The following is a 12,888-nucleotide window of genomic DNA, read 5'->3' as shown; positions in this document are numbered from 1 at the left end:
GATCTCGCATCCTTCATTCCGGAGAACCCGACCTTACCTCCGATCAATTCGGAGATCCTTGAGATCAGCTCCCTCCCATCGATCCTCCCGTGCTTGAAGACCACGTATGTGTGAAAGGGTCCACCGCCCCCGAGCCCCTCGACCCCGAGGAAGACCCTGGACGCCCTCCTACCTGAGAGGACCTCATCCACTATGAAGTCGCTGAGCCTCTCCCTGAGCCTCCCACCCACCGGCCTGGAATCGCTCATGTAGGCGAGCATCCCTAGATCCCGATCTATGCTTGGGACCCTCATCTCAGCAACCGCAACCTCCCCGTGACCCCATCTATTCTCTCCGACTCATGGGGACCTATCCCCACGGCGGTGGCCGTCCCGGGTTCCAGCTCCGTGAGGCCGGCATCCCTTATGAGTACAGCGGCCAGCCCCCTCTCCAAGGCCTCCCTGTACACTTTCATGAGATCCTCCTCGCTCATCACCTGCAGCACCACTTTCTTAGCCCCTTCCCTCTTCCACTCCTCGTAAACCTCGGGATATCTATTCCTAACAACATCAGCTGCCTCCAGGGACGCGTGAGCTACCTGAGCGGCCAGCTTGCCGCAGCTCATGCCCAGGTCCCTCCTGACCACTATGACCTGCTTGTACCTCAGGACATCACCTCCCCTATCAGCCTCTCGTACTCCTCGGCCACGACCCTCCAGGTCCTCCTGAGGGCCCTCTCCCTGCCCCTCCTTCCCATCTCCCTCCTCAGTTCCTCATCCCTGAGGAGCTGAATTATCCTGTTGGCGAAAATCCTCTCATCCCTAGGGAGCAGAAAGCCATCCACACCATCCAGGACGGCATCCCTGAGGCCCCCCACGTCGCTCGCCACGACCGGCGTCCCCGCAGCCAGGGACTCCAGTGCTGTCAACCCATAGCCCTCGAGCTTGGCGGGGTGTAGCAGCACGTCCGCCGCACCGTAGTAGAGGGCCGTCTCCTCGTAACCCTTCCTACCGATCAAGATGACCTTTTCCTCGACCCCAAGCGTGGCCGAAATCCTCCTCAGGTTCCCCTCCTCGGGCCCGCTCCCTATTATGAGGAAGGTCGCGTCGATTGATTCGTTCACGAGTCTTGCCACCCTCGGAATCATGTCGAAACCCTTGACGCGCGTCAGGGACCCCACCGAGAGGACCAAGTTCCCCTCAAGCCCAAGGCGACTCTTGAGCTCCTCCTTGGGGGGGAGGGATGAGAAGATCCTCTCATCGACCCCACCGGGTATAACAGAGTCCACCCTCAGGCCCATGCCCTCGAGCTTCCCCCTCAGCCAGCCGCTCACCGCGATCACCGCGGAGGCCCTAGAGGCGACCAGCTTGGATATGAGCCCGGGCATGCCAGCGTCGCTCCCATGGAAGACCACGAAGTATCTGAGACCCGAGGCGCTCGAAAGGAAGCCGGCCATGCCCGAGGTCGTAGCGTAGTGGCATATCGCCAGCTCAGGCCTCTCCCTCCTCAGGATCGCGGAGGAGGCAAGCGTGAAGCTGAGGCCCCTAAGGCCCTTGAGGTCAGCTGTGGGTGCCTCCAAGACCCTCTCGCCCCACCTGCTCCTAGCCCCCCTGTAGCTGACCACGAAGACATCCTCACCCATGGAGGCCAGCTCCCTCGCCAGGTAGGTCATGTAAACCTGGACCCCGCCGACTGCTGGGTGATACGGGCCCACCAAAGCTATCCTCATCCGGCACCCACCGATGAGGGAGCGCTCCGCTTTTAACCGAGTGCTCCCACTTGAAGTGACCTCTGATGGGGGTCAAGATAGGTGAGCTCATAGAGAGGAGGATCGAGCTCAGGCTTCCCGACCTATCGGGGAAGAGGGTCGCGCTGGATGCCTTCAACGCGATGTACCAGTTCTTAGCTAAGGTCAGACAGCCGGACGGAACCCCTCTCATGACCAGCAGGGGTGAGGTGACGAGCGTCCACTCCGGGGTTTTCTACAGGACGGCGAACCTGCTGAAGGAGGGCGTGATACCAGTATATGTGTTCGACGGGGAGAAGCCAACGTTCAAATCCAAGGCCATAGAGGAGAGAGTCAGGACCAGGGAGGAGGCCGAGATCAAGTGGAGGGAGGCCCTGGAGATGGGGGATATTGAGGAGGCTAGGAAGTACGCGCAGGCGGCGCTTAACGTGAACGAGGAGATGGTGGAGGACTGCAAGACCATACTGAGGCTAATGGGCGTTCCTGTCGTTCAGGCACCGAGCGAGGGGGAGGCCCAAGCGGCTTACATGGCATCCAAGGGTGATGTCTGGGCCGCCGCCTCCCAGGACTATGACTCCCTTCTCTTCGGGGCCCCTAGGCTCGTCAGGAATCTCACGATAACTGGAAAGAGGAAGCTCCCAGGGAAAGACGTTTACGTTGACGTGAATCCGGAGCTCATAGAGCTAGATGACGTCCTCAGGGCCAACGGGATAACTAGGGAGCAGCTGATAATGATAGGGATCCTAGTTGGGACGGATTACAACCTGGGAGGAGTTAAGGGGATAGGCGTGAAGAGGGCCCTCGAGCTCGTAAAGAGATACAGGAAGCCGGAGGAGCTCTTCTCCAAGATACCCTGGGAGTTCGAGCCTGATCCCATGTCGATTTACGAGTTCTTCCTGAACCCCCCGAGGAGCGACGATTATGATCTGACGCTTAGGAGACCGAGGGGAGAGGAGCTCCTGGAGTTCATGGTGAAGGAGCACGAGTTCTCGGAGGAGAGGGTCAAAAAGGTGATAGCCGAGATAGAGGAAGCTTATAGGATGTTCTCCGGAGGGGGGTTGGAATCCTGGTTCTGACTACTCCTCATCCGGTGTCACGTACCTCCTCTCCGTCACCAGCTCTATCAGGAGGCCTCCCTTCCTTCCGCTGCTAGAGGTCACTATCTTCCCCATGACCTCCAGCTTCATCAGCGCCTTCTCCATCTCCGAGAGCGAGAGGTCCTGGACCTTCGATGAGAGCTCCTCGTATAGCTCCTGATCATCCATCTGCTTCCTCTCCTTCAGCACCTCATATATCAAGTGAGTCAGCGGTAGGTTCCTGGGCACTCAACCCACCCTGCTCACCATGTCGAGCTCGACGCTGCTAACCCCTTCCATCCCCTCGAGTATGTTTGATATCTCGTCCGTTATCCCGTCCTCCTCCGGGGCCGTAACCCTAACGGTGATGGAGACTATTCCGAACCCTATCGGATTGACCTCATGACCCTCCAGCCTGAAGCCCCTCCCCTCCAGCTCGCCCCTCATCCTCTCCAGCACCTCACCCTCCTCCAGCGTGCCGTCAAGGAGGATCCTATAGATCGCGAGTATCCTGGCCATCCGAATCACCTCACGGGCCCGTGAAACCGCAGTTCGGACATGTGTACTCATTGGACTGTTTCCTGCATACACCGCACCTCACTATCACCGCTTCTCCGCAGTTGGGGCACCTAAATGCGACCACCCCCCTCTCGTACGTCACCTTCCTGCCGCAGGAGGTGCAGAATATCTCCCGATCCAGGGGTAGCAGTGTGAGCACCAGCCTTTCCTTGGACACCGTATCACCTCCCCAACCCCGGGGCAGGTCAATTTAAAGGTTCTTGACCCTATCGCTCAGCCTCACCACATAGGTCTTCCCATACTTCTCCCTCGCCAATATCCCCCTATCGGAGAGTTCAGCGATCATCCTGCTTATCTTGGGCTTCGAGAATCCCGTGAGCTCTGGAAGCTCCTCCTGGAGCACCTCCCCTTTTTCCCTCACGATCTCAACCAATCTCCTCTCATCCAATGTCAGGAACTCCTCCAGCTCCTCCCTCTCCCTCCTCCTCAACCTGCCGAGCATTATGGTCACGAGGGAGCCGGAGATGAATCCTGTTAGGATCGGGATCGGGCTTGAGAGCTCCCTGAGCAGTGAGGGGATTACAGAGTAAGGGGATTCCGGGGATCCGGAGCTCACGTTCAGCTCTGAGATGAACTCAACAGAATAGCCGCTCATCCTGAGGGATTCAGCGTCCTCAGGGTTTAGACTATTTCCAACGATGACCAGGGATTTGACGTACCTGAGCTGATCCCTCAGGGCATCGTAGAAGCCCTCAGGGGGCCTCCCTCCCTTCGTGTATATGACCGGAGCCCCCCTGTCCACGGCGACGCTGAGGGCAGCCAGGTAGTAGGACGAGTTGAACCCATCAACCAGCACGAGCGACTCGCAGTCCCTCCAGTAGTTTATCACCAGGTATAGGGATGTGTCCAACCTCGTCGCTCCCCCCACCCTCTTGACGGTGATCCCCATTCTCTCCAGCCTCCCCTCGAACTCCGCCGGAACGGCATTAGGGGAGCCCACTATCAGTATGGAGATTCCCCGCTTGAAGCTGGAGAGTCCGGAAACCAACCTCAGGACCTCCTCCTCATTCTCAGGGGTTAGCTGCACTATCCAGGATCCGTGCGTCATGCCGTATGACATGGCAACCACCCAATCCGTGTATATATCCCCCCTGACGATGACGGCATCGAAGGGCGGCCCGCACCTCACCTGGAGAGCGATCGAGGGGATCAGGACCAAAAACAGCAGGAGTAAAGCGGGCCCGGCGGGACTTGAACCCGCGACCTTCGGCTCCGCAGGCCGACGCTCTGATCCTTGCTGAGCTACGGGCCCGCTCAGCATCACTCCCTCACCTAATAAATGCCACCATCACTTCCTCACTAGCTTGGACTTCTTCAACCTGAGGTTCGTGCTCCTGCATCTCCTGCATTTGGTGGCGGATATCGGATTCCTAGCCCCGCATTTCCTGCATATCTTGAAGTTGAGTAGGGCCTTGGCCGCTACACTCCTCTTGAAAGGATCCTCTATTGGCATTCCCGGTCCCCGGCTCAGGTGGGCTAAAGGTAAATAAAGCTTCACCCCCCGTTACCGGGATGAACTCGGAGCTGAGGGAGAGGGTGCTCAGGGAGCTCAGCAAGGATGAGGTGCTTCACGTCAGGGAAATACTGAACAGATTGAATGTCCCGATATCCGCTTTGAGGCAAGTTTTGAACGAGATGGTTGAGGAGGGGCTTCTTGAGAGGTTCTCCCATGGGGGATACACCTTTTATCGCATAACCGCCGAGGGGAGGAGTCACCTCGCGGGAGGTGCCTCCCAGGGAGCCTCGAGCGAGGCGCCGGATGATGAGCCCTCGAGTTAGCAGCCCTCCGATGCCGCTCAGACCATCCGTTGAGTTCACCGCTTCCTCAGGACTCTTCCTATGAGAGGGGCCACATCGAATGGGGTCTTCGCCACGGGAACCCCCGCTTCGGCGAACGCCCTCTCCTTGCTCTCTACAGTTCCCTGACCAGCCGTTATTATGGCCCCAGCGTGTCCCATCTTCTTGCCAGGTGGGGCGGTCCTGCCGGCTACATAAGCGACCACGGGCTTCGGGTAGTTGCTCTCCATTATGTACCTAGCGGCCCTCTCCTCCGCATCCCCCCCTATCTCACCCACTATAACGACAGCATCCGTCTCAGGATCCTCCTTGAACAGCTCTAAGACCTCTATGAAGTTCAAACCTGTTATGGGATCTCCCCCTATCCCTACAGTAGTGCTCGAGCCGTAGCCCGCCTCCTTAAGTGAGAGTGAGATCTCATATGTCAGGGTGCCGCTCCTCGAGACTATACCTATGTTACCGGGCGCGAATGAGTCAGCCGGCATTATCCCTATCTTAACCTTCCCTGGAGCTATTATCCCGGGACAGTTCGGTCCTATTATCACTGTACCCATGCTCCTGGCGTAGTTCACGAACTTCGCGGTATCGTGAACGGGTATCCCCTCGGTTATCACCACTACCAGGGGGATCCCGTTGTCGACGGCCTCTATCACAGCATCCATCGCGAAAGGAGCCGGCACGAAAACTATGGAGGCGTCTATCGGTCCCTTCTCCCTGACGGCCTCCTCCACAGAGTCGAAGACGGGGACCCCGTGAACGCTGGAACCAGCCCTCCCGGGGGTGACCCCCGCCACTATCTTGGTCCCGTAATCCAGCATGAGCTTCGTGTGTATCGTTCCCTGCCTCCCAGTTATCCCTTGGACCAGGACCCTCATTCCCTCCCTGACGAGTATCGCCATGCGTTCACCTCGGGTGGACGGATCAAAAAATATTAAAAAATATTCTAATGTTGCACCCCTGATGCGTCATGAGGCTCCTAGAGTACGAATCAAAGGAGGCTTTCTCATCGAAGGGAATCCCGATTCCAAGGGGAATTCTGGTGAGGAGTCCAGAGGAGGCATCCTCGGCCGTTAGGAGCTTGGGAGGAAGTGGCGTCCTGAAGATACAGATACCGCATGGACAGAGAGGGAAGGCCGGTGGGATAAGGATAGCTAGATCACCAGAGGAAGCCGAGAAGATAGCTGAGGAGCTCTTCTCGAGGAGTTTCTATGGATATGAGGTAAGCTCCTTGCTCGTAGAGGAACCAATCGACGTGGTCACCGAGATATACGTTGGAGCGATAATTGACAGAAACGCCAGGGGGATGACTTTCATAACGACCCCCTACGGGGGTATGGACGTCGAGGAGGTAGCTGCCAGGCACCCGGAGTCAATAGAGAGGAGAACGGTGAACCCCCTCATAGGGATGAGGAGCCACATAGCCAGGGCTCTCGCGAGGAACGCATCGAAGAACGTCCCAGATAAGATGAGTGAGATAGAGAGAATCATATTTTCCATGTGGGAGGTGGCCGTGGAGTACGATGCCTTGATGCTGGAGATAAACCCGCTGGCCCTTACCAGGGACGGGAGGTTGCTGGCCCTGGATGCCAGAATAGAGGTCGATGACAACTCCCTTTTCAGGCATAAGGAACTCGAGAAGAGGTATTACTCCTCGGAGAACCCCAGGGAGAACGAGGCCAGGAGGAGGGATATAGCCTACGTCGAGCTTGACGGCGACATAGGGACGATGGCCAACGGGGCTGGCTTGGCCATGGCAACCATGGACCTGGTTCACACGTTCGGGGGTAGGCCGGCCAACTTCTGCGATGTGGGAGGGGGCGCCTCAGCTGACAGGGTGGCCGGAGCTCTGGAGATCATAGTCTCCAATCCGAGGGTCAAGGTGGTCCTCATAAACGCGCTATGCGGTATCACCAGCGCCCTGGAGGTCGCCATGGGGGTCAGATCAGTGAGGGAGAGGGGACTCCTGAGGGTCCCCGTTGTGGTCAGGATGAGCGGAAATCAGGCCGATGAAGGGAAGAGAGTCCTCGAGGAGATCGGAATAAAGGCCACGGAGTCGGCCGAGGAGGCAGTCAGCTACGCGGTGAGGCTCGCCCAGGGGGCGTAACATTTTTTAGTCAATGAGTGGATCGTCGGTGAGGGGCCCGTAGCTCAGAATGGTAGAGCACCCGGCTCTTAACCGGGGGGTCGGGGGTTCGAAGCCCCCCGGGCCCGCTGAGGATTGAATTGAAGCCTGAGTCCTCTCCCCTCAACGAGCCCCATTGAAGGTTTTTAATCAGATTCCCTGATGCTGCATGAGAAAGGGCCTTGGTTTAAATTTTAGTAGCCCCGCCCGGATTCGAACCGGGGTCTCCGGGTCCAGAGCCCGGCGTGCTTGGCCACTACACCACGGGGCTTCCCCGGTAGAAGGGCCTCATAGGTTATAAATTTTCCCATGGCGAGCCCGCTCCTCGGATCCAGTGATGCCGAGCTAAGGCGAAAGAGCCAGTCTCATCTCCCTTATCTTGGCCACCAGGTTCCCTCCTTCCTCGAAGTGAGTCCCGACAACTATCACGTTGGCTCCAGCCATTGCTCTCTCCCTCGCCATCTCGGGGGACCTTATTCCGCCCCCCACTATTATGCCGAGCCGCGTTCCCTCCCTCACTAGCCTCACCATCTCGGGGGGTACGGGCGCCTCGGCGCCGCTGCCCGCCTCCAAGTAGACCCACCTCATCCCCAGCATCTCGGCCGCCAAGGCGTAGGCTAGGGCTATCTCCGGCCTGTCCCTGGGTATGGGGTTGGCCGCGCCCACCCAGCCGGCCGCGCTCCTATGACCGGGTTCCACTATGAGGTAGGCCGTCGGTATCGCCTCCAGCCCCATCCTCCTTATGGGTATGGCCGCCAGGGCCTGGGCCTGGATTATCCAATATGGATTCGCTGAGTTCAGGAGTGACATGAAGAGTATCGCATCGGCGTGCGGGGATACTCCATCGACGTTACCGGGGAAAAGTATCACGGGTAGTTTCGACTCCTCCTTAACCCCCATGATAACATCATTAAGCCCGAAACCAGCCCCTATAGATCCTCCGACGAATATGAGGTCCGCTCCACCTTCGGCAGCGGCTCTAGCGAATCTCCTAGCTTCATCGCCTCCCACCTTGGCGGGATCTATGAGAACGGCCAACAGGGACCTCTCTGCGGACTCCCTCCTCATGCGCTCCTCTAGGCTCATCCCCGAACCTCACCGGGGAAAGATATAAATTGAATCCGATCAGGGTTGAGCCGATTTGAAGGGCAAGGTGAGGGTGCTAGCGGTCGATGACACTCCCTTCGAGAGGGGGAGGGATACCAGGGCCTTCCTGATAGGATTGATGTTCAGGGATCTTACTCTGGAGCACGCGATCAGGGAGACGATCCATGTGGATGGGGACGACTCAACAGAGGCCCTGGTGAGGATCGTGATGAGCCCCAAGATAAAGGGGGAGGTCAAGCTTGTGATGACTCATGGCACAACGTTCGCCGGCCTCAACGTGCTGGATATGCTCCGCTTTCACGAAGAGACGGGCGTTCCACTCATAGCGATCACATCGAGGATGCCAACGGAGGAGATAGAGAGGGCGATCGAATCGGCGGGTCTGCACGAGAAGCTCACGATAGTCAGGAGGAACCCTCCCTACCGGGCGCTCAGGACCCCTAGGGGCCTCTGTTACTACTCCTCGATAGGTCTGAGCGAGAGGGAGGCTGGGGAAATGATCCTGAGATATTCACTGGAATCGAAGTTGCCTGAGCAGCTCAGGATAGTCGACATAGTCGCTAGGCTCTTCCAGGGGATCTAGCGATCCCCTAGGAGTGGAGGGTTCTCACGATAGCTACTGAACCATCAGCAAAGATCGGCCGAAAATTTTTATTTCCACCCCGAGCCCTGCAGCCGGAGGGAATAAAGCTTGTCGGAGAGGGATCCCAAGCTCAGGGAAAAGCACTGGTCCCCCGAGATGGAGTTGGAGATTCAGAGGATTTGGAGTGAGGAGGGTCTCTACAGGTTCGATCTCAACTCCGAGAGGCCCAAGTTCTCCATAGATACCCCTCCTCCCTACGCTAGCGGGAAGTGGCACGTGGCAGCCGCCATACACTACTCGCAGATAGACATGATAGCTAGGACGATGAGGATGATGGGCTATGAGGTTTACTTCCCGCTGGGCATAGACAGGAACGGGCTTCCGGTGGAGGTGGAGACGGAGAAGAGGTACGGGATAAGGATGTTCGAGTACCCAAGGGAGGAGTTCATAAGACTTTGCAGGGAGTTCTTGGACGAGGCCGAGAGGGATATAGTAGCGATATGCAGGAGACTGGGGATCAGCTTCACTACTGAGGAGCACTTCCAGACGGACAGCGACCTCTGGAGAGCCGTCACCCAGGCCACCTTCATAGATGTCTGGAACAAGGGGTACGTGTACGAGGATTACAGGCCGAACGTTTACTGTCCGAGGTGCAGGACAACTTTGGCGGATGCCGAGGTCGAGTACATGGAGCTCCAGACGGAGCTCGTCTACATAAGGTTCGGAGTGGAGGGGAGCGATGAGCACGTCACGATAGCCACGACAAGACCTGAGCTTCTTCCAGCCTGCAGGGCCGTGATATACAACCCCAGTGACTCAAGATATCAGTGGCTCAGTGGGAGAAGGCTCATCACCCCACTGGGCGATCGCGTCCCGGTGTTCGAGCATCCATACGCCGACCCTGAGTTCGGAACCGGTCTCGTGATGGTGTGCTCTTACGGGGACAAGGTTGACGTGCAGCTCTTCAGGGAGCTAGGGCTGGAGCCAAGGATAGTGGTGAACGAGGACGGGACGATGAACGAGTCGGCCGGTGAGTACGCGGGCCTCACCATAAGGGAGGCCAGAGGGAGGATTCTGGAGGATCTGAGGAGGGAGGGGCTGCTGGAAAGGGTTGAGGTCATCTCGCACAGGACCCCCGTCTGCTGGAGGTGCAAGACCCCGCTGGAGATAATACCGATGAGGGAGTACTACCTGAAGCAATTGGAGTTCGTGAAGGATCTGGAGAAGTACTTGGGGACCGTCAGATTCCACCCGGAATGGTCAGTCAACTACTGGAGGGATTGGTTGAGATCGATAAGCTCGGACTGGCCTATATCTAGGAGGAGGTATTACGCCACCGAGATACCGATCTGGTACTGCAAGGGATGCGGAAAGCCTGTTCTGCCTCCCCCGGGGAGGTACTACAGGCCCTGGAAGGAGGATCCTCCCTTCAATGAATGCCCCCACTGCGGCTCCTCGGAGGGCTTCGAGGGGGAGGTCAGGGTCTTCGACACGTGGTTCGACTCCTCGATATCACCCCTGGTCTACAACGGCTACCTCTGGAACCGGGAGATGTTCGAGAAGCTTGGTCCGAGCGATCTGAGGCCGCAGGGTAAGGACATCGTTAGGACTTGGCTCCACTACACGTTCTTGAGGGTTCATCAGCTGCTCGGGAGGCAGGCTTTCAGGCACGTCTGGCTTTCTGGGATGGGGCTGGACGCTCAGGGGAGGGCCATGCATAAGAGCTTGGGGAACGTCATCTACCCCTGGCCCCTCTTCGAGAAGTACGGAGCTGATGCCGTGAGGTTCTTCGGGGCCGCCGAGGCTCACCATGGGTCCGACCTTAGGATATCCGAGAGGAAGATCGAAGGAGCTTATAAGTTCCTTCAGAAGCTCTGGAACGTCGCCAGGTTCGTTTCCCATTTCGAGGAGCCTGATGGGAGGGTAGAGCTTCAGCCCTCCGATCTCTGGATACTGGGGAGGTTGAACAAGGCCATAGAGAGGGCCTTGAACGGTTACAGGAACTTCGACTTCTTCGATCCGGCCAACGAGGTGAGGACATTCGTCTGGGAGGTTTTCGCACCTCATTACATAGAGATGGTGAAGGAGAGAGCTTATGGGATAGGATTCAGTGATTCAGAGAGGGACGCAGCTAGGTGGACCCTCCATCACATCCTAAGGGTCGTGCTTAGGTTAGCAGCACCGATAATACCCCATATAACAGATTACATATGGAGGCGAATTTACGGGGGCTCCGTTCACCTCCAGAGCCTGCCTGAGGTCGAGACAGAGTATGAGAGTGATTACGCGAAGCTCGGAGATGCCATAATGGAGTTCAACAGCAGCGTCTGGAGGATGAGGAAGGAGAAGAATCTGAGTATGAGAGAGCCCATAAGGGTAGAGATACCAGAGGAGCTCTCCCCGTTCAAAGCGGATCTCGTGAGACTTCACAGGATATTAAGTTAGAGGATGCGCCGGGGGTGGGATTTGAACCCACGAGGCCCGTAGGCCACCGGATCTCGAGTCCGGCCCCTTTCTTAGCCGGGCTCGGCCCTCTGGCTAGGGTACCCCGGCACCGGATAATCGGGCCGTAACCCCTATAAATCTTTGGTGAGCGGGTATGCAGGCCGTGATCGTGGTCGGGACGGCTGGCTCCGGCAAGACCACATTCACAGCTAACTTCTCGAGCTGGTTGGCCAGCAGGATCCCACTGAAGGTTTGTCCGGTGAACTTGGATCCCGGGGCTTCCTCCCTCCCGTACGATCCATCGTACGACGTGAGGGAGCTCGTCGATGTGAGTCGCCTGATGAGGGAGGAGGGCCTGGGTCCAAATGGGGCGATGGTGAGAGCTGCCGAGCTCATGGTTGAGCTCTCGGAGGGGATAGTTTCCTCACTCCTCTCCCTGAACTGCGAATACCTCATAATAGACACGCCCGGCCAGATGGAGATATTCGCCTTCAGACCCACTGGGAGATCCCTGTGTGAGAGATTATCAAGTGGATTGAGGCTCCTCTCAGTATATCTTGGGGATTACGATCCGAGCAGGGAGGTGGAGGATCTTCTCTCATCAGCCCTGCTGGCCAAGATACTCGAGCTCAAGCTCGGGGTCAAGGTGATCCCCCTCCTGAACAAATCGGACCTCTGGGAGGGGAAGAATGCCGAGAGGGTTTGGGGTGCCGTTATGAGGGGGGAGGCCCTCCGCATCGAGGGGGGCAGCACCTACACGGACGCACTCAGCGAGCTTCTCAGGGCCGTCTCCTCATTCAGATCCCCGATCAGGGTCATAGCGATCTCCGCTAAGTACGGCAGGGGATTCGAAGAGGTTTTCGATGCGATGAACGAGGTGTGGTGCTCTTGTGGAGATCTCACTTAGCCGGGGTTGACCTCTCAGTCGTCAGGAAGTCCTCTATCGCCTTCATCGAGGGTTGCATAAGGTTGGAGAGGATCCCCAGGGGTGATCTGGTGAAGTTCCTCTCCTCATTCGATCTGGTGATCGTGGATGCCCCTCTATCCAGAGCGAGGGATGGTGTCTACAGGGATTTCGAGAGAGTCCTCCTGGCCAGGGGGTTCAGGCTCCTGCCCCTCAACATGGGCTCGATGATCAAGTTGACCGAGCTGGGGTGCGAGCTGAGGAGGGAGCTGGAGGGCCTGGGGGTTACACTCTACGAGACCCATCCCAAGACGGCCAGGGCAATAATGGGCCTCAGCGAGTCAGAGCTCGTCGCCCTCATGTCCAAGTACTCCTTCTGCCCGGGTCCCAAGAGCAGAGATGATGTGGATGCGCTCACCTGCCTGGCGGTCGGGATGCTCCACGTTAGGGGATTGACCGAGGTGATAGAGGGCTCCGAAGGCTTATTTCTGCTCCCGCTTCCCCACTCCAGACCATGATTATTTTTAGTGTGATGGTGAGGTGCGTGGAT

At 57.7% G+C, this 12,888-nt stretch carries 17 protein-coding genes and 4 tRNA genes; 8 read left to right on the top strand and 13 right to left on the bottom strand.

The features are described 5' to 3' along the window. The 3 genes from BA066_00990 to BA066_00980 all read right to left on the bottom strand — a co-directional run. Positions 1 to 293: tRNA pseudouridine(13) synthase TruD (locus BA066_00990; protein RDD54168.1), on the bottom strand; the 293-nt coding region annotated here is incomplete at its 3' end. Continuing rightward, entirely contained in the window at positions 290 to 646 is a 357-nt protein-coding gene (locus tag BA066_00985) for a peptidyl-tRNA hydrolase (protein RDD54167.1), read from the bottom strand. The genes BA066_00985 and BA066_00990, both read right to left, overlap by 4 nt. Beyond that, on the bottom strand, positions 643 to 1,707 hold the full coding sequence (locus BA066_00980) for a glycosyltransferase family 1 protein (protein ID RDD54166.1): 1,065 nt from the start codon (positions 1,705 to 1,707) through the stop codon (positions 643 to 645). The genes BA066_00985 and BA066_00980 overlap by 4 nt, the downstream gene beginning before the upstream one ends. A gap of 65 nt (positions 1,708 to 1,772) precedes the next feature. Here BA066_00980 and BA066_00975 point away from each other — a divergent pair, with 65 nt between their 5' ends. Continuing rightward, a complete protein-coding gene (locus BA066_00975) occupies positions 1,773 to 2,801 on the top strand; it encodes a flap endonuclease-1 (GenBank protein RDD54165.1) in 1,029 nt (342 codons plus the stop codon). On the opposite strand, the gene BA066_00970 is transcribed toward BA066_00975, so the two are convergent. The 6 genes from BA066_00970 to BA066_00945 form a co-directional block, all read right to left on the bottom strand. Further along, positions 2,802 to 3,011 (bottom strand): hypothetical protein, encoded by a 210-nt coding sequence (locus BA066_00970; protein RDD54164.1) that lies wholly within the window; start codon positions 3,009 to 3,011, stop codon positions 2,802 to 2,804. A 39-nt stretch (positions 3,012 to 3,050) separates the two neighbouring features. After that, on the bottom strand, positions 3,051 to 3,371 hold the full coding sequence (locus BA066_00965; protein ID RDD54163.1) for a hypothetical protein: 321 nt from the start codon (positions 3,369 to 3,371) through the stop codon (positions 3,051 to 3,053). Further along, on the bottom strand, positions 3,331 to 3,501 hold the full coding sequence (locus BA066_00960; GenBank protein ID RDD54172.1) for a DUF1610 domain-containing protein: 171 nt from the start codon (positions 3,499 to 3,501) through the stop codon (positions 3,331 to 3,333). The genes BA066_00965 and BA066_00960 overlap by 41 nt, the downstream gene beginning before the upstream one ends. A gap of 69 nt (positions 3,502 to 3,570) precedes the next feature. Next, on the bottom strand, positions 3,571 to 4,539 hold the full coding sequence (locus tag BA066_00955; GenBank protein RDD54162.1) for a hypothetical protein: 969 nt from the start codon (positions 4,537 to 4,539) through the stop codon (positions 3,571 to 3,573). Between the two features lie 17 nt (positions 4,540 to 4,556). Further along, positions 4,557 to 4,632: transfer RNA gene (locus tag BA066_00950), tRNA-Arg, on the bottom strand. 36 nt (positions 4,633 to 4,668) lie between these two features. Then, positions 4,669 to 4,833 (bottom strand): 50S ribosomal protein L40e, encoded by a 165-nt coding sequence (locus tag BA066_00945; protein RDD54161.1) that lies wholly within the window; start codon positions 4,831 to 4,833, stop codon positions 4,669 to 4,671. A gap of 59 nt (positions 4,834 to 4,892) precedes the next feature. On the opposite strand from BA066_00945, the gene BA066_00940 reads away from it, so the two are divergent. Continuing rightward, a complete protein-coding gene (locus BA066_00940) occupies positions 4,893 to 5,159 on the top strand; it encodes an ArsR family transcriptional regulator (protein ID RDD54160.1) in 267 nt (88 codons plus the stop codon). 35 nt (positions 5,160 to 5,194) lie between these two features. On the opposite strand, the gene BA066_00935 is transcribed toward BA066_00940, so the two are convergent. Next, entirely contained in the window at positions 5,195 to 6,076 is an 882-nt protein-coding gene (locus BA066_00935; protein RDD54159.1) for a succinate--CoA ligase subunit alpha, read from the bottom strand. A gap of 68 nt (positions 6,077 to 6,144) precedes the next feature. Here BA066_00935 and BA066_00930 point away from each other — a divergent pair, with 68 nt between their 5' ends. Both BA066_00930 and BA066_00925 read left to right on the top strand, forming a co-directional pair. Beyond that, positions 6,145 to 7,281 (top strand): ADP-forming succinate--CoA ligase subunit beta, encoded by a 1,137-nt coding sequence (locus BA066_00930; protein RDD54158.1) that lies wholly within the window; start codon positions 6,145 to 6,147, stop codon positions 7,279 to 7,281. Positions 7,282 to 7,314: 33 nt separating this feature from the next. Beyond that, positions 7,315 to 7,388 (top strand) — tRNA-Lys (locus BA066_00925). Between the two features lie 109 nt (positions 7,389 to 7,497). On the opposite strand, the gene BA066_00920 is transcribed toward BA066_00925, so the two are convergent. Together BA066_00920 and BA066_00915 are read right to left on the bottom strand one after the other, a co-directional pair. After that, a tRNA-Gln gene (locus BA066_00920) sits at positions 7,498 to 7,570 on the bottom strand. 74 nt (positions 7,571 to 7,644) lie between these two features. Further along, on the bottom strand, positions 7,645 to 8,367 hold the full coding sequence (locus tag BA066_00915; GenBank protein ID RDD54171.1) for a geranylgeranylglyceryl/heptaprenylglyceryl phosphate synthase: 723 nt from the start codon (positions 8,365 to 8,367) through the stop codon (positions 7,645 to 7,647). A 73-nt stretch (positions 8,368 to 8,440) separates the two neighbouring features. Here BA066_00915 and BA066_00910 point away from each other — a divergent pair, with 73 nt between their 5' ends. Together BA066_00910 and BA066_00905 are read left to right on the top strand one after the other, a co-directional pair. Beyond that, the gene (locus BA066_00910; protein ID RDD54157.1) at positions 8,441 to 8,989 is read left to right on the top strand and encodes a DUF99 family protein; all 549 of its coding nucleotides are present in this window, start codon (positions 8,441 to 8,443) and stop codon (positions 8,987 to 8,989) included. 156 nt (positions 8,990 to 9,145) lie between these two features. Next, positions 9,146 to 11,434, top strand: a complete 2,289-nt coding sequence (locus BA066_00905; GenBank protein RDD54170.1) for a valine--tRNA ligase — start codon at positions 9,146 to 9,148, stop codon at positions 11,432 to 11,434. A gap of 6 nt (positions 11,435 to 11,440) precedes the next feature. Here the strand turns inward: BA066_00905 and BA066_00900 are convergent. Next, positions 11,441 to 11,528 (bottom strand) — tRNA-Ser (locus BA066_00900). Positions 11,529 to 11,588: 60 nt separating this feature from the next. Here BA066_00900 and BA066_00895 point away from each other — a divergent pair. Continuing rightward, entirely contained in the window at positions 11,589 to 12,341 is a 753-nt protein-coding gene (locus BA066_00895; GenBank protein RDD54156.1) for a hypothetical protein, read from the top strand. Continuing rightward, positions 12,323 to 12,856 carry a DUF429 domain-containing protein gene (locus BA066_00890; protein RDD54155.1) on the top strand — a complete coding sequence of 178 codons (534 nt, stop codon included), beginning with the start codon at positions 12,323 to 12,325 and terminating at the stop codon, positions 12,854 to 12,856. Before BA066_00895 ends, BA066_00890 begins: the two co-directional genes overlap by 19 nt. Positions 12,857 to 12,888 lie beyond the last annotated feature (32 nt).

The sequence above is a fragment of the Candidatus Korarchaeota archaeon NZ13-K genome (assembly GCA_003344655.1).
Taxonomy (GTDB): Archaea; Korarchaeota; Korarchaeia; order Korarchaeales; family Korarchaeaceae; genus Korarchaeum.
The sequence above is the reverse complement of the archived record's forward strand: the minus strand, read 5'-3'. Positions and strand labels throughout refer to the sequence as shown.

Excerpts from the sequence above, each read along its gene's own strand:
- BA066_00935 (RDD54159.1), bottom strand. The coding sequence starts at position 6,076 with ATGGCGATACTCGTCAGGGAGGGAATGAGGGTCCTGGTCCAAGGGATA.
- BA066_00975 (RDD54165.1), top strand. The coding sequence starts at position 1,773 with ATGGGGGTCAAGATAGGTGAGCTCATAGAGAGGAGGATCGAGCTCAGG.
- BA066_00980 (RDD54166.1), bottom strand. The coding sequence starts at position 1,707 with ATGAGGATAGCTTTGGTGGGCCCGTATCACCCAGCAGTCGGCGGGGTC.
- BA066_00945 (RDD54161.1), bottom strand. The coding sequence starts at position 4,833 with ATGCCAATAGAGGATCCTTTCAAGAGGAGTGTAGCGGCCAAGGCCCTA.
- BA066_00895 (RDD54156.1), top strand. The coding sequence starts at position 11,589 with ATGCAGGCCGTGATCGTGGTCGGGACGGCTGGCTCCGGCAAGACCACA.
- BA066_00915 (RDD54171.1), bottom strand. The coding sequence starts at position 8,367 with ATGAGGAGGGAGTCCGCAGAGAGGTCCCTGTTGGCCGTTCTCATAGAT.
- BA066_00940 (RDD54160.1), top strand. The coding sequence starts at position 4,893 with ATGAACTCGGAGCTGAGGGAGAGGGTGCTCAGGGAGCTCAGCAAGGAT.
- BA066_00965 (RDD54163.1), bottom strand. The coding sequence starts at position 3,371 with ATGAGTACACATGTCCGAACTGCGGTTTCACGGGCCCGTGAGGTGATT.
- BA066_00930 (RDD54158.1), top strand. The coding sequence starts at position 6,145 with ATGAGGCTCCTAGAGTACGAATCAAAGGAGGCTTTCTCATCGAAGGGA.
- BA066_00905 (RDD54170.1), top strand. The coding sequence starts at position 9,146 with ATGGAGTTGGAGATTCAGAGGATTTGGAGTGAGGAGGGTCTCTACAGG.